Source organism: Microcoleus sp. M2_D5, from assembly GCF_036701935.1.
Classification (GTDB): Bacteria; Cyanobacteriota; Cyanobacteriia; order Cyanobacteriales; family Microcoleaceae; genus Microcoleus.
On the sequence record NZ_JAUBRP010000068.1, the window covers coordinates 1 to 17,956 of the forward strand.

Below are 17,956 nucleotides of genomic sequence, written 5' to 3' on the forward strand. Positions count from 1 at the left end.
CTTGCACTTTTCACTCGCTCGCACGCTCTCGATCGCTTTCGCTACGTAACGTGCGATCGATTATTCAGCAAACCCTACGTAGTAAAAAATGAAAACACATCTTGAGCTTCCTGCTGAATTAGAACCGTTTCGCCAAGAAATTGAAAGTTCAGAAAAGCCTGTTATCAAAATCACTTACGAACGAAAGGCGACTGATTTCTGGTCAAGCAAATTTGGCGGAGTGCCTTACTTGCCGAAAGGTTACGATTTTCCCAAAGATAGTGATGGAAAATATATGCACCTTTTGGCACAACTCAATTTTGAGGAAATCTTTGCCAAAGTGCCATATTTAGCCCCTTTTCCCAAACAAGGAATTTTGCAGTTTTATATCGGCGACACAGATTTGTATGGCATGAATTTATACAATTTGGACAATCAAAAAGATTTCAAAGTTTTATATTTTTCCGCAAGTGACAAAAGTAATTGTCAAACAAATTTTTGTTTTTTGTTAAATCAAGAATTTGAGGGGGATTCACCTTTATACTACAAATACGTGAATAATATTCAAGAATGTTTGGCTTTACAGTTTAATCCTGACAATGAGTGGGTTGGTCGATCAGACTATCAGTTCAAACATTTTTTTGAACCAGCGAAAATAGAAAAGTTATCGGATTTAATGAGAGCAAATAACTACAAATTAGAAGGCTGGTATCATGCTAATATAGGTAATTATCAGACTAAAATAGGGGGTTATGCCTACTTTACACAAGATGACCCACGTCAGGAGAGTCAGCAATACAAAGACCATAAAGTTTTGCTCTTACAAATGATGAGTGATAATCATATTTGTTGGGGTGATTGTGGAGTAGGCAACTTTTTTATTCGCGCTGAGGACTTAGAAAATTTAGATTTTTCTCAGGTGATTTATAATTACGATTGTCATTAAAATTAAAATACTAACACTTCAACCCGTGCTATTTTTTGATTTTTCTAAGGTACGTAGTTGCGCTTCAGCGCTCTTTGGAAGCATCTCATTTTTGTAAAAAGCATTTTTTCTTTGAATAATGTCCCGCTCGCCTATTGTACAATACGGGAGCGGGGACAGCACTATCAATGCAAAACTGCGATGCTCCGTGCTCTTTCATAGATAAAAGAGCGCTGAAGCGCAACTACGTACCTCAAAATGTAGCGAAATTTTAACTTCTCACTACTTGCCTAGTTTCTTGCCAGAGCGATCGATATTGCTGAATCCCCGCATCCCCAAACGGCAGCAGAAAGTCGCTAGCAGCAAGAATCTTAGCATCCGGCAACAACACAGAATTAGTGCGAACAGCTTCCGGCAAATCCTCGGATTTCATGCCGACAATTATCGGCGAACTAGCCTTAGCCAGCAAAGATAATTGAGGTGCAATCTGAGGCTGCAAGCAAAAATCAATCCATTTTTCCACTAAAGAAACTGGATTCCCTGATGCTGGTTGTACCCACAAATCTGTCCAAAGTGCAGTTCCCGAAACTGGAATTACTAAAGCAATATCCTTTTGAGATTGCAGCAGCGGCAGCAAGTCCCCAGATGAACCTACTGCCAACCAAGTATCGCCTAAAATTAATGGTTGCAGGTAAGCATCAGAACTATAAAGTTTAACTTGTTGGTGCAGATTTGCGAGTTCTTTTTTGAGATTTGGGACTCGATCTAATTGCTGCGTATTGTAAGATTTTCCGAGTTTTTTTAATGTTAAACCGATAACTTCTCTGGCACTGTCTGGCAGAGAAATTCGATCGCGCAATTCAGATCGCCACAAGTCTTTCCAATCTGTCGGAGTCCACCCCAAAGCCTTAAATTTGTCGGTTCGATAGGCAATTACCGTGCTTCCCCAGCGGTAAGGTGCAGCCCACACTTTACCTTGAGGATCTAGTTTACCCTCATCGTTGCGCCTGACGAGTTTTTGCCATCTTTCGGGCAATTGTTCCCAATTAGCAAACTTAGCAGGATCGATCGGCTGAATCAATTTTTGCCTAATTGCCAAAGTCAGCCAGTAATCTCCCAACATCACCAAGTTAGCTTGATTTTTTGATTCGGGAACCCGTTTCCACTCCTGCAACAGGGCGAATAATTCTTTTAATTGTGGTTCTTGCGTTACCTGTAAAAGCGGAGACGGTTGTACATCGCGCCTAAATTTGCTTACCAGTTGGGCCGGAATACCGTTTTTGAGCGATCGAATTTTGAGAATGGGCTTCGAGTCGCACCCTGCCGCCAATTGACTTAAAGTTAGGGTGGCAGCCCCCAATAGCAAAGACCTTCGTTTCACCTGTCAATCCGCTTTTCTAAATATTGACCGATCGTTTTGTGTTCTGCAGCCGGGAAATAATTGTTTGTCGAGTCCGGTAGTTGGCGCAGATTTGTCTGATTTATTTTTCCAAGACAGAGCTATTGTACTCGGTTCTGCTGCGCTGTGAGTCTGTTTGAGTCTTGCCCTGATTTTACCTCCTACCTGGTCGATCGAGCTTTCCGATGCCCAAAACTCCCCAACTTAACGCCTAATTTCTGTGCTGCAAGTTCCTTTGAGGCAGTTGTGCTCGCCAGCCGGGTCGATCGACTGCATCTGTGTTACATTTTTTAATATAACGAAACAATAAGAGCGCTGCCATCTGCTGTGGGATGACGCTTTTTACACAACCGAAGTGAAAAATCTTTTTTAAATCGGCGACAGCTTAATAAGTAAAAAAACTAAAAATCCCTTCATCTCATATGTTGCACCATTCTCAATTAGCCTTTTAGCAACAGGCTTTTCGGCCTGTGAAGCGAGAAAATTTATGTTTTGTGGAACGGGCCGGAGAACCCGTTAAGCGAGAATGGTGCAAGATGTGAGTTCATCTAAATCCTGAAAGCACTGGCGAGAGCGAAGTCAATCTAATAGGACGCCCTGCGATCCGACTCTCATAAAGCAGATTTTTTAACTCTGATTGAAGGTTTGAACGAAGTATGGGGGTTAACCCACCCGGTTCCTGTGTCCAAGACTATCTAAAACCTAAAATCTAAAATCTACAATCGACTCACCAATGGCGATCGATTATCTTCAAGCTGGCTCCCTAAATCTACCGTCAGGATTAGGAACACAACAATTACGTCAAAAATTAAATAATTTAGTGATAAATCCAAGTTATGTAAAGATTTAACTAAAATGTAAAGATATTAAGTTACGTGCCAAAGGATAATTGTATGGAAGCGCTCCGCCAGCAAGTTACGTTATTGAGCCAACAAGTCGAGGCCCTCTACAAACTCATAGAAAACCTCAATGAAAAGCTCTTGGAGTCTGCAAAAGAGACGAAGCTGACTCAGCAACAGAGAAACGATCGCTCTGGAACGCTAGGAAACGATCAAACCTCGCCCTATCAAAGCTACAGCAGTCTCGACGGCATCCTCGAACACAAAGACGTACTGTTAGATGACAGCTACTTCGACAAAAATTCTCAAAGCCTGGAAAAAGAGCTGAGCGCAGAGATTCAAATCCAGCGCTTAACAGCTCAGCTAACAGCAGCTTACAATCGAATTGCAGCCTTGGAAGAACAGTTGCTCTCCAAAAGAATGCACTCGCAACATCTAGGGGGGCCTAATTAAATATTGCTAGCGGGGAGCGGGTTGTAATAAAAAAAAATACAAGTTGCGTTGATTTATGCTCGTCTACTTATAGATTCATTGCATAGAGTTTTTTATCTCCCGCAATTAGCAGGAAGAATACTGCATGAAAGTGAGATATTGTGTAGAAATAGGAAGGCTATTTCTTTGCTGAACAAGATTTTTTTACAAACCGCAGAGGGCGCAGAGGACGCGGAGAGAAAGAAGAAAGAGAAGAAAGAGAGAAGTTCACAAATCTGGCATCGATTCTTATAACTATCTACTTAATGTTTAATCTCACAGCGCGAGGCTAAAGTTTCAACAGCCTGGAGGAGTTGAGTTGGAGTCCAATTTGCAGTCAAGCCACTGGCGATCGCACACGATCCCGCACCGACACCTTCTTTAACACAGCCGCGATCGTAAGCTTGCAGTTGCCCGTAGCGAGAGCCCGCAAAACTTAGCTGCGCGGCCAACAGAGGCACACCGCCGATCTCTTTAGCAAGTCCTACAGTGTCTCCTGTAGGGTCTTCGGCCACCCAGCGTGTAGTCCCCACCGCAACTTGTTTGGGACGCCATAGCAGAGCATATTCACGGGCTAAGGCTTGCATCAAAGCGTATACTGCCAGCATTTGCGTCCCCCCTGCCAGAAGCACCCCGCAACTGCGACTCGCCGCGATCGCCATTCCCGCCACCGCTATTTGCATCGGATCGCCCACCGCCGCTACCAATTCCAGGGGAGTGCTGTTTTGTCCGCCAATTTTCCACTCAGCATTATTGAGTCCCGCTGTCACTGCAGCCAATTTTTGAGCGTGATTGCAGCGAGGATGAGAACTATTAACTTTGCCCGCCGCTGCAATACCTAAACCCATTAACACGCCCAAAGCAGTAGTCGTTCCCCCAACTACGCACTCCCCTAAAATTAAATAGCTACCATTAGTTTGAGCAGCCAATTTAGCTCCCCAAATTAATCCTTGTTCGAGCAAATTTTTGACTGTTTCTACTTCTAAAGCATTCCCAGAAATCAGACAGTTTGCCGGAGTGCCGCCCAAGTCAATTGCAGGTACGGGAGGTGGCAGGGGCAAACCAGCATTAAATAGGTAAAGCGGAAGTTCCAAAGCTTCGACTACAGCGCGAGATATCAGTACCGGCGAGGCACCCGCTTCTAGGGGCGGCAAAGGATATTGGGGCGACGGTTGGGGGCCGTTATACAAAAATTCTGCATCGGCTAAACAAGTAAATTGTCGATCGTGCGGGGTTGCTCCTGCTGCTGAAATCCCCGGAATTAAGCCTGTCGCGGTAAATCCCAACACGCAGGCAAATATCGGTTTTCGTCCTCGATAGCGATCGAGCCATCGCTGCCCCTGTTCTATTTCTGTATAAATACCAATCATAAATTAGTCATTAGTCAGTAGTCATTAGTTAGCACTCATTAGTCATTCGACCTCTCCAATAATTATTGTGGAACAGGCATCCTGCCTGTTCAAGACTTGCTTTTCAGGAGATATCTATTAGTCATTAGTTATTAGTTATTAGTCATTACTTATTTAGTAGCAATTAGCAATTCCCCATGCCCCATGCCCAATAACTACTCTTCATAATCGATCAAAAGTTGCACCCAGCTTGGCGGCCGCGGAATTGGATTTCCCAAACGATCTAATAGCAGCAAAGCTACTAAATGCACTACAAATAAATAGACAATATTGTTAACTAAAATCATCCCGGCGGCGATCGCCCCAATTGTGTTCAAACTCGGTACATTAAGCCAGCCCAGCTTCACAAACACCCATTCCACCATCTCTGTTACCTGGGCCGTTACGTAAACCCATAGATCCTGACCCACCAAGGCTGACAGCAGCCAAAACCGAAAAAAGAAGCCTACAGTACCAATGAGAGCACCCACACTAATAGAGAGCGACCAAATCGCTTTGTGCTTCCAAAGTCCTCCCAGCGCAACTCCCATAATTCCAAAAGGCATCACGTATAAAATGCTCCGCGTCGGGCCCATCAGTACCGACAGCAGCAAACCCGATACCAAAGCTGCCATCCAAGCTGCTCGGTTGCCCCAGCGCAAGTAAACCAGGGCGATGGGTATCGGGAAAAAAACCCGCAGCAAAGGCCCCAGCGGAAAGTAATAATTTACCAGCCAAATTAAGCTAGCGGTACTTGCCAAAAAAGCCGTTTCTACCAGCCTTAAAGGCGCTTCCCCAGAGATGCGCTTCCCCGGATCGGGATTTGGGCGATCGCCAGTCATTGCTGAAATATCGGCGGTTTGGGGCTCGTTATTTGTACTGGGTGAACTACCCGAATTAGACGCAGCATCTGCTGACAAAAAATCACTCATCCGATTTTAGATTTTAGATTTTAGATTTTACGGGACTGGCCCCCGATACGGCTGATTCCCGGTTTCAGTGTTTGGATGCCTCGCCGCCAAATTTAATATTGCTCGCAGAAACCGGGAATCAGCCAGGAGCGCAAGTCTTATTTTCGATCGATTTTCTCAGCAAACATTTTCAGCAGCATTATTTTTCAATTTTGCTTTCCTGGATTACCAAAACCGAACAAGATGCGTGGTGAACGACATAATTGCTGACACTGCCGAGGAAAGCTTCTGCGAGCCCCGTGCGGCCGCGCCTCCCCAATACTATTAAATCTGCGCCCCAATTTTCGGCGGCTTCACAGATACAATGCCCCGGATCGCCGTCCTTTTTGCAGTCAAATTCTACCTGCAATCCTTTTTTTGCAGCAGCGTCGCAGTAATTTTTTAGCAAACTCGAAGCCTGTTTTACGTCGCTTTCCAGCCGCAAACGTTGAGCTTGATAAGCTTGATCCATTAACTCGACATTCATGCCCAAATCTACCGGAATTGGCACTGCGGTCTCCCCCAGCGTGCTGACAGTAACGCAGTTAAATAGCATCATCTCGGCGCGATCGTTCAGAGCTAATTCTAAAGCTTGCGTGAAGACACGGTGACCCAGTTCAGAATCATCTAAGGCGGCGAAAATTTTCTTAAAACTCACAGCTTTACCTCCTGCAGGAAATGATTAATATCACTTAGTTAACAGAGAGTGCTTTTGAATTAGATTCAATAAAAGCAAACTCTGATACTTCTAGACTAACAGACGCTCTAAGGCGTGCAGGTCGGGAATGCACAAAACGTCACGTTCGCGCTGAATAGTTCCTTTTTTTTCCAGCTTGCTCAGCACTCGCGTTACTGTTTCGCGAGCCAGCCCGCTGAGGCTGCTTAATTCTCTGTGTGGCAGGTTCGGTATTTCTGTACCTCCTGTTTCCAGGATTTTTTTGCCTTGCCCTTCGGCCAAAAATAAGAGAATATCTGCTACTCGCGAGGTACTGTCGGACTCTCGTAAACGCAGGCGGCGGTTGACTTGTCGCAGGCGACGCGCCATCAGTTGAGCTAGGCGAATGCCTGCTAGAGGCTCGGTATGAATGAGCTGCACAAAATCCTGAGATGGCATATTGCCGATCAGTGTCGGGGCTAGGGTGATCACATCTGTCGATCGCGGTGCTTCTTCGATCGCGGCCATTTCCCCGAATAATTCTCCTTTCCCTAAAATATTCAGTGTTACTTCTTTTCCGTCTAGGTTGTAGGTGCGAATTTTCACCCAACCATCCAATATAAAATACACTGATGTTCCCCAGTCATTTTCGAGTAAAATCACTTGATTTGACGGATGACTGCGGGTAACGATGTGGACAGTTGCTCTCTCGATTACAGGATCGGGTAATCCTGCAAAAAAAGGAGTAGAAACTATCAATTGATTTATATTAGAATTCGGGTCTCGGGTGTTAAAGCGGTCTTCCATGAGGCCATCATTTTAATTTATGCGCTTGAGCTGCGCTGGGCAGTTACAAATAGCTTGCAGCCGAGTCATTCGATTTGAGATTCCAGATTTGAGCAACAAGGATCTAAAATCGGCAATTTTACCTCTAAAGTTTTGCGGTCAAAGGCTCAATATGGTAATTAATAGCCTCAAGCTCTGATTGGGAGCTAGAAACTAAAGAATATACCATAATTTTTTAGATACATACCACTGAGCAAATTTTATTAACAAAATTTTAGCAATGTGGCAAACGACTGAGCCGATCGAATTACCTTTGAAAGCACTTCGCGAAAACAAGCTTAACACTGCTGAGAGATTTCTTGTCATGGGGCCCAGCAGTTGAGCGGCTGAATCCACGAGCAAAAGCCTGCAACCACGGCAGACAGATCCCAAATCCGAGCAACTGCCTAGAACCTCGCCAATGTCAGCACTACCGGCAAAATCCACAGCCATTGCAAGCCTAAATACTGGCGCTCTTGGCGAGCGAAACCCACCCACTTCCCAGCAAAATTTTCTGCTACCCAAGATTATTGTACCATTAGGATCTAGCCATGAATACAGATAATAGGCTACGATTAAAGGTTACTCAAATCCAGTATACGGGGATAATCCCGAATCTCGGTATCCCAAATCACAAATTGTTTGAGGTTGTTTCCAAGTCGGTGAAAAATGAAGAGACAGTGGCGCGCAGCCATCCTAACGAAACTCGCGCTGACAGTGTGCTGCCCGTTGTTCAAGCGGGTGAAGGCAAAAGTTGCTCTGGAGCACAGCTATTCCGAGCAGGAATCAGCCTCCGGGTCAGGAAACTCGCCCCTGAGTCGCAGAATTTGAAAGCACTTGCAATTGATAGAAGCGGGCATTTGGTGCGGAAGTACCGGTTAACCTATGATAGGCAATAGAAGCTATCCGAAGACAAAAGGTTAATTAACTGTTGTCAGAAAATATTAGTGAATTATTGGCTGACTCGCATTCAGATTATTCTATCTATTGGCATCGCTGCCGTCTGACAATTCCCGCATCCAGGATACCTGCCACGCGATCGATCCGTCCAGAAATAAAAAACCTGTATCCGATAAAGGAGCCGCCGAATTGATCTGGCGCAAGTCAATGCTTCAATCTAAAATCTAAAATCTAAAATCTAAAATCGATTGACTTGAGTCTTTTGTCGGTAAAGTTTCTCCCAAGCCGCATTCCCAGAGGTTCCGCCCTTGAATTCTCAGAAGTACAAAATTCAAGCACTGATTGCTGAGATAGACGAGGTACTCAGCAAGCCCGCACCCCGCTTGCCTTGGACGGGTTCTCTTGATACTGTCCACCAGCGCCAACTTTTAGAGCGAGTTCGCGCTTATCTGGTTTCCTCAGACTCAAAGCTAACGGCCCCAAAGGCCGCGGCCCGCCAAAATGTCCGCCCCGAACCAGTTCCAGTACCCAAAGTGCCTCTGCCCCCCCCTGGCCCCTCAGCAGCAGAGCAAATCATGCTGGCGGTAACCGGAGAAATCAGCCACCTGCGTTCCAGCCTGACAGGGCCGCTCCAAGAAGACATAGAAGCTCTGCGGCAAGAGCAGCAAGCTCTCATTCAAGAAATCAAACAGCTAGAAGCAAAACGGCAGCAGCAACAATCCCTAGCTCAGCAACAAGCCAACCAACAGCAAATCATTGCTGAATTCTTGCAGGTACTGACTGCCCGCTTGGAAGAAACCTTGACTAGCGATTTCTCCCAAATTCTAAATTCCCTAGAAAATCAGTTATTGCAAAGCATCTCAGCACCTTACTCTTTGGGCAGTGCGCCTGATGAACCATCGGCTATTGACGTAACACTTAACCGACAAACCTCAGAAGAACATCCGCTGCTGACGCCGGCTCAGAGGTTGGAGCAAATGCAACTGTTCCAATCTCATGCTGACAGTCTGCTGATAAGTCTCGATTCTAGGATGGCTATCGTGTTCGAGGCTTTGCAAGCAAATCTGCAAAGCTATCAAGCTTCCTTGAGACAAGAACTCGAAAATATGTACGGTTTGAGCCAGCAGAGCGAGGCGATGTTCGCGGCTTTGGTCAACCACTTAGCTGCACAGTTGGGGCGAGAAGCTTCTTCCTACGTTCAACAGCCGATCGATTTAGCAAATAATCTCGAAACCGTTACCCCAACGGCCGCCGATCGATCTCCTGTCGCTCCAGCCCTTTCAAATACTGCGATCGAACACTCAGCCCCAGAGACTCAGACGGGAAACTCGGTGCAGGAAATTCGCAGCGGCGAATTCGGAGAAGAAGACAGATTTCCCTACGCCGGTACAGAAATTTCTCCGCAATTCAAACAGTTGAGGCGCGAACGCGATCGCATTCAAGCCCCAATTATGCTCCCGGAGTTGGAAGATAATTTGTTGGGTTATACACCCGAAATATCTCAAAATTCAACTCTAGATACCGGGGAAGAATCGGACAATAGGTTAACAGAAACAGACGAAGAGATTGAGGATTTGTATGCAAGTTTGTTCGCGGGAGAAGCGGTTCCTGAAGTAGAATTACAAGTCGAAAGTTTCCTGGTAGAAAATACTGAAATCAAGACAAAAACAGAAGGCTTAGAATACCGAGCGACGACGGATCTGGAAACTGCCGAATCGCTAAAAATGACCGAAGATTTGTTTGTAAATCTGCTGGATGAAGGCGAATCTTTGGAAGAGATTTTAGGAGATGAAAATTCAGACTTTGTAATGGGGAATTCTGTAGAGTCTCTAACTTTAGATAGTGCAGATTTATTTGAACCGCAAGTGGAAACAGTAGCTGAAGTGTCAGAAGCACCAGCCTCAACTGCTGAGGTGAAAATTGACGGGGACGATCGAGAAAATCTAGAAACGGGTCAAAACCAAGGCGAGCAGTTCGACGCTGCGATGCCTGAATCGCCACCTTTGCCGTTGAGAACGCCAGCCGAAATTAGCCCAAACCTCCCCAGTGCCGAGTCTCATGTGCCAAGTATCGGTGAGGTTCAAACTGGCGAGTCCGGCACTTCGTCGCAGCGACTCGATGAGGAGTACATCCAAGCTTCGCCGGACGAGGATTTGCTGCCGATAGAGGAATTAGAAGATGACCTCGATCGAGCTCTAAATTTGGACAACAACACTCTGGAACTTTTGGAGGCAGACCTCTACAATCTGGAGGGATTGGAAAATACTAGCTTCGGGCGATCGAATTTCTCAGTCGCTAACAGCTTGGATTTATCGGCGAGTTCCCCCGAAGGCATTGCAAACAATCCCTTTGCCGAGGTGGCAGAGGAAGAACTCGGCACGCTGGAGGATTTGTTCTCCGATGTTTTGGAACTCTCCTCGGATGATGAACCTTTTGTTTTGGAAGACGAACTTGAGGATGATTTGTTTGTTGAGGAAGACGACTCGAATTTGACGCTAGACGAGATTTTGGCTAGTTTGACCGAAACCGATCGACCTTTGACTGATTCTCCCCCTCCAGAAACTGCCGAAACTAACGAACTGCGATCGAGTCCTCCAGAAAGTCAAAAAAAAAACCTAATTTCGACAGAGAGTAAAGCAGGAGTTGTTGAAGGGAAAACCGATTTTAGCGAGTTTGCCCGGACACAGCAGCAAGAGGCGGCTGGGCATTCTGCAGCAGGTGCGATCGCCCCATCCCGACAAAGCCGGAATTCTAGCTGGTATTTGGGCATTGATTTTGGTTCCAGCGGCCTGTCTGCGGCTTTACTCGATCGCACCAGCGGCCAGTTGCACCCGATTTACTGGGAAACATCGCAGGCTGAGGCTTGGCCAGCAGACGCCAGTTGTCGGATTCCCTCGGCTGCGGTGCTGGCCCAAACAGCCCCAGGCAGCCCAGGGTCAGAGGTGACAGTCAAGTCGGTGGGATTCCGACCCCAGGCTTTGGCGGCAGGAGAATTTTTACTGGAAAATTTTAAATTGCCTTTAAAGGTGGGCATCCCTTATCAGCGGGAGGCTGCTGGGATGTACGAACCGCTGTTGCAGTGGGATCCTTTGCAGGCTTTTTCGATCGCCTTGCCGCTGCAATGTGTGCGGGCGCTGCTGGCTACTTTGAATCCGAGTTTGCGGGGACAAAAATTTGCCGAATCGGGGGAAATTTTGGATTCTGCACCAAGGGCGAATTTTGCAGGATTGCCAGTTTCTAATTTAATTTGTAAGGCTTCGGGACTGACGCCAGAAACTCTCGATGCGGCGCTTTTAGACTTGCAGGGTGTAATTTTGGGGACTCCGGCCGGCTGGTCGGATGTTTATCGGTTTAATCTGCAGGAGGCGGTTTTGGGCGCGTCTCTGGTGGCTTCTGGTTCGCAAATTTTTGTGTTGGAAGATGCAATCGCCACTTTGCTTGCTGCTGTAACTCCTGTGAAAAATGGCATGGAAGTCGAGTCGTCCGCCGTGGATTCTGCTAGTGGCGGTGAAGAAGCTGCACCGCTGAGTGTGAATGCTTCGTCTTTTAGCGGGGGAACTTTGATTTTGAATGCGGGGGCGGCGACGGTGGAATTAGCTTTAGTTGAGTTGCCGTCCAATCTTCAAGATTTAACTCGTGCTGATTTTACTTGCAGCAGTTTTGATGCGGCTGGCGATGCTTTCGATCAGGATATTATCTGTCAGTTGTTGGCTAAAAATGAAACTTGGGGAATGTCGATCGATTTGCCGCGTCCTGGCCATCCAGATTTGCCGAGCCGCTATCAATTGCAGCAGCGGTTACAAGGTTCTGCTTTTGGCCTGCAATTGTTAGAGGCGGCAAGGCAAATAAAAGTTATTTTGCAACATCAAAAAAGTTTTGCTTTGGATATTGGTCAGCAGCATTGGGATGTGAGGCGCAAAGATTTGGAAAGTCTGGTTTTAGTGCCTTTTGTGCAGCAGTTGAACCGCGAATTGAATGCTTTGCTCAGCCGCGCGGGAATGTCGCCGGCGGGGATTAATCAGGCGATTTGTGCGGGGGGTATGGGTGCTTGGCCTGCGATCGCCCGCTGGTTGCGGCAGAAGCTGCCGAATGCGATCGTGGTTCAAGACCAGGAATTGCAGGGCGATCGAGATATTTTTGAGATTCACAATTCTGCATTAAATTCTGTATCTCAAAGTACAAATCTTTCCCAAAAAATGGGTCGAGTTGCCTGCGGGTTAGCGAGTTTGGCTCTCTATCCTCACATTTTGGATGTGTCGCAGCAGCAGTACAGCGACTTTTTTCTGCTGTGGGAATTAATGCAGGTTTTGGGTGAGGAAACTCTCAGCTTTCAGGAAATTTTGCAGTTGTTGGAGGGCCAAGGCGTAAATACCCGCACCTGCGAACCCCGAATTTTGCGGATTTTGGAAGGAAATTTGCCGGCGGGACTTGTGCCTGCGGAGGAAGATTTCATGCTGCTGGCCGAGGAGTCGAGGCAAAATCCTGATTGGGAAGAAATTTGGGCTGAGCCGCTTTTCTTTGAAGATGTCTCACGCGGTTATCGGCTGAATCTCGAACACGCCTTTGTTGTTCGCAAATATTTAGGCAAACTCGCCTCTAGCAGCCAGCAAAAATTGTTAGAACCGCTAACACTTGCTTGGGATGTTCGCACCGATATTTATCGCTAAACGGCAAAAAACCCGGTTTCTCAGTAGAATCCTCCCTGTCTTTCGGGAAGAGTCCTAGTCGAAACCAGGTTTTTTTGCGTCCAGGACTAACTTTTTTGTGTAAAATTACGTAAATTTACATGAAATTTATACGTTTTTAGAAAAAACACATAGAAACTTTATAGAAGTGTGATTGCTTTTTAAAGATTGTGCAAAGCTGAGCATTTCAGGTTCTGGTGATTTGGGATGACTAATAAAATGGACGTAACAGATCGTTAAAGTTGAGACAAATGATATGAAATTTCCGATGGGTGCCTCGTCGAAATCATTATTATCAGAAATGATGTCGTTATGTTTTCCAGAATCTACTTACAAAGTCTCTGTATCAAAACAACTGCATCACAGATCCGTAACGAGCAAGGTAAAACGGTCGATCGATATTTTGGGCTCGCTGCTGGGACTGGCAATTGCTGCAGTGGTGGCGGTGCCGGTGGCCGTGGCGATGCTGTTGGACAATCCGGGCCCGCTGCTTTACAGTCAAGTCCGCTGCAGCTTCAAAGGGCGACATTTCAGAATATGGAAATTTCGATCGATGGTTGTCGGTGCAGAAAATCTCAAACATTTAGTTAGCAACCAAGCCAAGGGTCACATTTTTAAGAATGAAAATGACCCGCGAATTACCCGCGTCGGCCGCTTCTTGCGGAGCACGAGTTTGGACGAGTTGCCTCAATTCTGGAATGTGTTAGTCGGCGACATGAGTTTGGTGGGAACTCGACCGCCAACTCCCGATGAAGTTGCTGCCTATGACGAGTTCCACTGGCAGCGTTTAAATGTCAAACCCGGTCTGACTGGGGAGTGGCAAGTCAACGGACGGTCTGGAGTTAAAGACTTTGACGAGATTGTCCGCATGGATCTCGACTATCAGCGCAAGTGGTCTGTTGTCTACGACATCACTCTGATTTGCAAAACAATTTCGGTTGTGTTGAGCAAAGACGGCGCGTGTTAGGTAAACTGTTTTGGGTTGTGTGTTTGTTTGTTATGAGCTGCGATGCGATGAATATAGAGCTAAAATCTGTTTTTCTAAAAGTTAAACAGCTACAAAAAATGTTAAATTAAGGGCAATCTTTTTACAAGGTTGCCCTTAATTTTTTTCCTCAGCCTTCTTCCTTTTTCCTTCTTCCCTCTTCCCTCTTCCCTCAGCCCTCTTCCCTCTTCCTTCAGCCTTCTTCCTTCTTCCTTCTTCCTTCTTCCTTCGTTTTATGATGAATTTGCCTAATTTGATTACTTTTTCTCGCTTGCTGGGAGTGCCTTTTCTGCTCTACGGTTTGTACGACCCAAGCGCGCAAAGCCACTGGATTTGCACCGCGATTTTTGTGGTAGCTGCGGCTACTGATTGGCTGGACGGCTATTTGGCTAGGAAACTGAATCAAATTACCGATTTGGGTAAGTTTCTCGATCCTTTGGTGGATAAATTGTTGGTTCTCGCGCCGCTTTTAGTGTTGATTGAGTTGGGAAAAGTGCCGGCTTGGGGAGTGTTTTTGATTTTTGGTCGGGAGTTGACAATTGCGGGGTGGCGTGTTAATAAAACTACGATTTCGGGAGCTAATATTTGGGGGAAGTTGAAGACGGTGAGTCAGATTGTGGCGATCGCACTTTTAATTGCTCCTTTGCCTGAAGCGTGGAATTTTCCCGCATTAATTGCTTTTTGGGTTTCTGTGGCTTTAACTTTGATTTCTGGGGCTATTTATCTGTGGCCGGAAAAGACTGCTGAGGACAAGTAATATCAATTCCGGTTGCACTCATACCGCAATTGTTGACTGTTGACTGTTGACTATTTGAACAATACCAATGCAAGCGAAAGAGATATAAAGGGAGAAAGTTAATTGTTTTAATGCAAGTTTGCATTTCTATGTGGAGAAAAGAGAGGCGATCGAACTTTAGTAAACATCAGGACAATCGCCTAAAATTCCCATTAAACTAAGCCGAAATTAAGCGAGCTTTCGGTTGAGGAATATAACGCCCCAATTCCTGAGCCGTCTCAATCCACTCCTGCATAATAATCTCGATATTTTGTAGTGCTTCTTGATAAGTTTCGCCATCCGCAGCGCATCCGGGTAATTCCGGCACTTCGGCAATAAATGCTTGGTCTTCTTGACTCCAGTAGAGGATAATTTCATAGCGAAGCATCGTTTTCACCTCCTAGTTGGTGTTTGAGAATTACCTCACGAATTTGCTTGACTTGATATGCTTTGGCTTGCGAGCCTTTGGGTTGAAGATTTAGGATTTCTTCAACACCATCTTTAGCAAATATGTGGTGACTGCCGCGAATCCGTTCCTCAAAGCCGAGTCTGCGTAAAAGTTGGCAAAATTGAGCAATGGTATATTGGCGTCGGAATTACCAAGTAAGATTTTAGCTAGCAGTTTGTCTGGTTGACTCACGCTCTGTCCAAGTTATCAGTTATTTTATGATGACATATTTCTGAGTTGGCGAGCGAAAGTCATTCGTCAGAAATCAGAAGCCCGAATCAAAAATTCTGACGAATGACGAATGCCTTAATAATGACTCCCAGATTTCCGGTAATGCACGGCTGTCACTCCGTCATTTTTCAGCAAATGACCGTTTTCAACCGCTGCATATACTACCCAGTGATCGCCGCATTCCATCCGACTTATCACTTCGCATTCGAGATAAGCTAGAGCCTCAGTCAAAACCGGACAGCCGTTGCTAGCTTCCATTGTTTCGACTCCGGCAAATCTGTCTTCTCCGGGAGCAAAGTTTTTCATGAAATACTTCCGCAACTGTCGCCCTTCGGCTAAGATATTCAGCACAAATTTATCTCCGGCATACATCAAAGCTTCGATCGATCGATCTTTTGCCACCGCAATCGTCACGCCAGGGGGATTAAACGTTGCTTGCGACACCCACGAAGCCAGCATCGCACTGCTAACATCCCCTCGCTTCGCCGAGAGTACGCACAGCGAACCAACTAATCTCCCTACTGCTTGTTCAGTGCGATCGCTCCCTGCTGCTAACTGCGGTTTCGGTGCCCGCAATTTTTGCGATCGAATCAAAGCTTGAGCAAAATCCGTTCCCGCTTCTTTGCACTCGTGAATTGTCGCCGCCGTCGGCTTAAATTTGGCTCGAATCGGCTCAAATCCAATTCGATACCCAGCATCTTTCAGCTTGTTTTCCACTAAGTCGATCGCCTCTCCACTCCAGCCAAAAGAACCGAAAACCCCCGCTAGTTTGCTCTTAGTTGCGGTTGACAAAACAATTCCCAAAGCTGTTTGAATTTGCGTCGGAGCGTGTCCTGCTAGCGTCGGGGTTCCGATGATAAATCCCGCGCATTTTTCGATCGCCTCTTGGATTTCTCCGGGTTCTGCAAATTCGCAGTTGATACTTTCCACCGCCACGCCGGCTTTCGTAATTCCTTTGGCGATCGCCTGCGCCAAAGTAGCCGTATTTCCGTAAGCCGAAGCATAAATCAAAGCAACTGTCAAGTCTTTTGAATTTTGTTGCTGGCTCCATTCCCGATACAAATTGCTCAGTTCATTAAGGCCGTAACGGACGATCGGGCCGTGACCGGGAGCATAAAATGCTGCTGGTAAATCGGCGAATTTATCCATTGCCGTCAGCACTTGTTTTGCCTGAGATGCGTGCAGGGAATCGTAATAATAGCGCCGATCTTCGCTGTAAAAGCTCCACCCTTCATCGAATACTTGGTCGCCGCAAACGTGAGCTCCAAATAGTTTGTCGGTGAACACTATTCGAGTGTGCGGATCGTAGGTGCAAAGTTCATCAGGCCAGCGGGGAGTAGGAGTCGCGATGAATTTTAAGGCGTGACCTTTTCCTAAGTTGAGAGTTTCTTCTCCCCGAACGACCATAATGTTTAATTCTCGGTCTGGAAAAGCGGCCCGCAAACTAATTGCGGCGGGATTCGTGCAAACTAAAGCTACTTCAGGAGCTAATTCCAACAGAGCTTTAATTGTTACTGACCTGTTAGCATTGAAATGCCCCAAAATTATGTAATCCAGCTTGGTCAAGTCCACCCGTTGCTGTAAAAAATCGATGTAATTTTGAGTAAAAGATTCCCCCGGCGGATCGAACAAAGCAGTTTTGTCAGCTTGAATAATATAGCTATTGGCTGTCGTACCCTTTTGCAGCGAATACTCGACTTCAAATTTGAGTCTGTCCCAAGTGCGCGATCGCACAATAAAAGTATCGAGTGCGATCGGGATAAACTGCACATCGCGGGGTTTGCCATCAGATGCGAGTCTAGGAGTCAAAGTGTTAGTCATTAATTGCACCTATGAGAAACTGAACTACAGAACTTCTTTTGATTTCGTGCCAAAACTTGGTATCTACAATGTCAAACCTGGCACCTCTATCCTGTAAATTGGTATCCAGGTCAGTCAGAAATTCCCTGGTTTTCAAATCATCCCCAATTTGGATAAAGCTGACTCCAATTTCTTCATCTTTATCTATTTTATTAGCCGCACTTACTATAATTTCAGCAACAGCAGCGGTATTTTCTGGTTTTCGATCTAAAACTGCAACAATTATTGTTCCGTTTTTCCCTTTGGCATTTGGTTTGCTTGCGAAATAATCGCTGAAAGTTTCTTTCAGAGCTTCTTCCAAATGAATTGTAGTCGGTTTTTCTGAATCCGGTTCCGTATTTTGTCGCTGCAAAATTTGAGCTAACCGGGCAACATTTGAATTTTTATACTTCCACATAGGAGTAGAAGCTTCGTAAACGGTGATGCCGTCGCTGTCAAATTGCTGACATTTTTTTGCTAAGTCGATCAGAGATGCCTGTGCTTCTACCCACTCCTCGTACCAAGGATGTTGGGGGTCTCTGCTGGCATCGCTTCTGGCAATAATAATTGTGTAATCTCGGTCTTCTAAAAGATTGGCAGGCATTGGCAATTCCTTAAAGTGAAAATGGAAAAGCAAAAGGTAATAAAAGGCTTATGGCGAA

Annotated in this window: 15 protein-coding genes; 6 read left to right on the top strand and 9 right to left on the bottom strand. The window is 46.0% G+C overall.

What is annotated here, in order from left to right; all coding sequences use genetic code 11:
• Positions 1 to 88 precede the first annotated feature (88 nt).
• Complete coding sequence (locus tag QUA50_RS23035) at positions 89 to 925, top strand: YwqG family protein (RefSeq protein ID WP_333267359.1); 837 nt, start codon at positions 89 to 91, stop codon at positions 923 to 925.
• A gap of 250 nt (positions 926 to 1,175) precedes the next feature.
• On the opposite strand, the gene QUA50_RS23040 is transcribed toward QUA50_RS23035, so the two are convergent.
• Positions 1,176 to 2,285 (bottom strand): extracellular solute-binding protein, encoded by a 1,110-nt coding sequence (locus tag QUA50_RS23040; protein ID WP_333267357.1) that lies wholly within the window; start codon positions 2,283 to 2,285, stop codon positions 1,176 to 1,178.
• Positions 2,286 to 3,196: 911 nt separating this feature from the next.
• Between QUA50_RS23040 and QUA50_RS23045 the strand changes: the two genes are divergently transcribed.
• Positions 3,197 to 3,595, top strand: coding sequence for a hypothetical protein (locus tag QUA50_RS23045; protein WP_333267355.1), 399 nt, complete (start codon positions 3,197 to 3,199; stop codon positions 3,593 to 3,595).
• Between the two features lie 281 nt (positions 3,596 to 3,876).
• Here QUA50_RS23045 and cobT read toward each other — a convergent pair whose 3' ends face one another.
• The 4 genes from cobT to QUA50_RS23065 all read right to left on the bottom strand — a co-directional run bounded on the left by cobT (position 3,877) and on the right by QUA50_RS23065 (position 7,413).
• Positions 3,877 to 4,983 (bottom strand): nicotinate mononucleotide-dependent phosphoribosyltransferase CobT, encoded by a 1,107-nt coding sequence (gene cobT / locus QUA50_RS23050; RefSeq protein ID WP_333267354.1) that lies wholly within the window; start codon positions 4,981 to 4,983, stop codon positions 3,877 to 3,879.
• Between the two features lie 194 nt (positions 4,984 to 5,177).
• On the bottom strand, positions 5,178 to 5,933 hold the full coding sequence (locus tag QUA50_RS23055) for a DUF2232 domain-containing protein (RefSeq protein ID WP_333267352.1): 756 nt from the start codon (positions 5,931 to 5,933) through the stop codon (positions 5,178 to 5,180).
• Positions 5,934 to 6,111: 178 nt separating this feature from the next.
• Positions 6,112 to 6,609, bottom strand: coding sequence for a universal stress protein (locus tag QUA50_RS23060; RefSeq protein ID WP_333267350.1), 498 nt, complete (start codon positions 6,607 to 6,609; stop codon positions 6,112 to 6,114).
• Between the two features lie 90 nt (positions 6,610 to 6,699).
• Complete coding sequence (locus QUA50_RS23065; protein ID WP_190663937.1) at positions 6,700 to 7,413, bottom strand: Crp/Fnr family transcriptional regulator; 714 nt, start codon at positions 7,411 to 7,413, stop codon at positions 6,700 to 6,702.
• Between the two features lie 569 nt (positions 7,414 to 7,982).
• Between QUA50_RS23065 and QUA50_RS23070 the strand changes: the two genes are divergently transcribed.
• The 4 genes from QUA50_RS23070 (at position 7,983) to pgsA (ending at position 14,758) form a co-directional block, all read left to right on the top strand.
• Positions 7,983 to 8,330 carry a hypothetical protein gene (locus QUA50_RS23070; protein ID WP_333267348.1) on the top strand — a complete coding sequence of 116 codons (348 nt, stop codon included), beginning with the start codon at positions 7,983 to 7,985 and terminating at the stop codon, positions 8,328 to 8,330.
• A 309-nt stretch (positions 8,331 to 8,639) separates the two neighbouring features.
• Positions 8,640 to 12,998 (top strand): hypothetical protein, encoded by a 4,359-nt coding sequence (locus QUA50_RS23075; protein ID WP_333267346.1) that lies wholly within the window; start codon positions 8,640 to 8,642, stop codon positions 12,996 to 12,998.
• Between the two features lie 319 nt (positions 12,999 to 13,317).
• A complete protein-coding gene (locus QUA50_RS23080) occupies positions 13,318 to 13,983 on the top strand; it encodes a sugar transferase (protein WP_333267344.1) in 666 nt (221 codons plus the stop codon).
• Positions 13,984 to 14,239: 256 nt separating this feature from the next.
• A complete protein-coding gene (gene pgsA, locus QUA50_RS23085; protein ID WP_333267361.1) occupies positions 14,240 to 14,758 on the top strand; it encodes a CDP-diacylglycerol--glycerol-3-phosphate 3-phosphatidyltransferase in 519 nt (172 codons plus the stop codon).
• Between the two features lie 196 nt (positions 14,759 to 14,954).
• On the opposite strand, the gene QUA50_RS23090 is transcribed toward pgsA, so the two are convergent.
• The 4 genes from QUA50_RS23090 to QUA50_RS23100 all read right to left on the bottom strand — a co-directional run bounded on the left by QUA50_RS23090 (position 14,955) and on the right by QUA50_RS23100 (position 17,898).
• Entirely contained in the window at positions 14,955 to 15,164 is a 210-nt protein-coding gene (locus QUA50_RS23090) for a type II toxin-antitoxin system HicB family antitoxin (protein WP_333026737.1), read from the bottom strand.
• A complete protein-coding gene (locus QUA50_RS29305) occupies positions 15,151 to 15,354 on the bottom strand; it encodes a type II toxin-antitoxin system HicA family toxin (RefSeq protein ID WP_445243458.1) in 204 nt (67 codons plus the stop codon). Before QUA50_RS29305 ends, QUA50_RS23090 begins: the two co-directional genes overlap by 14 nt.
• A 176-nt stretch (positions 15,355 to 15,530) precedes the next feature.
• The gene (locus QUA50_RS23095) at positions 15,531 to 17,276 is read right to left on the bottom strand and encodes a diflavin flavoprotein (RefSeq protein ID WP_333267342.1); all 1,746 of its coding nucleotides are present in this window, start codon (positions 17,274 to 17,276) and stop codon (positions 15,531 to 15,533) included.
• Positions 17,269 to 17,898: a hypothetical protein gene (locus tag QUA50_RS23100; RefSeq protein WP_333267340.1), complete on the bottom strand. Its 630-nt coding sequence runs from the start codon at positions 17,896 to 17,898 to the stop codon at positions 17,269 to 17,271. The genes QUA50_RS23095 and QUA50_RS23100 overlap by 8 nt, the downstream gene beginning before the upstream one ends.
• Between the last annotated feature and the right edge of the window lie 58 nt (positions 17,899 to 17,956).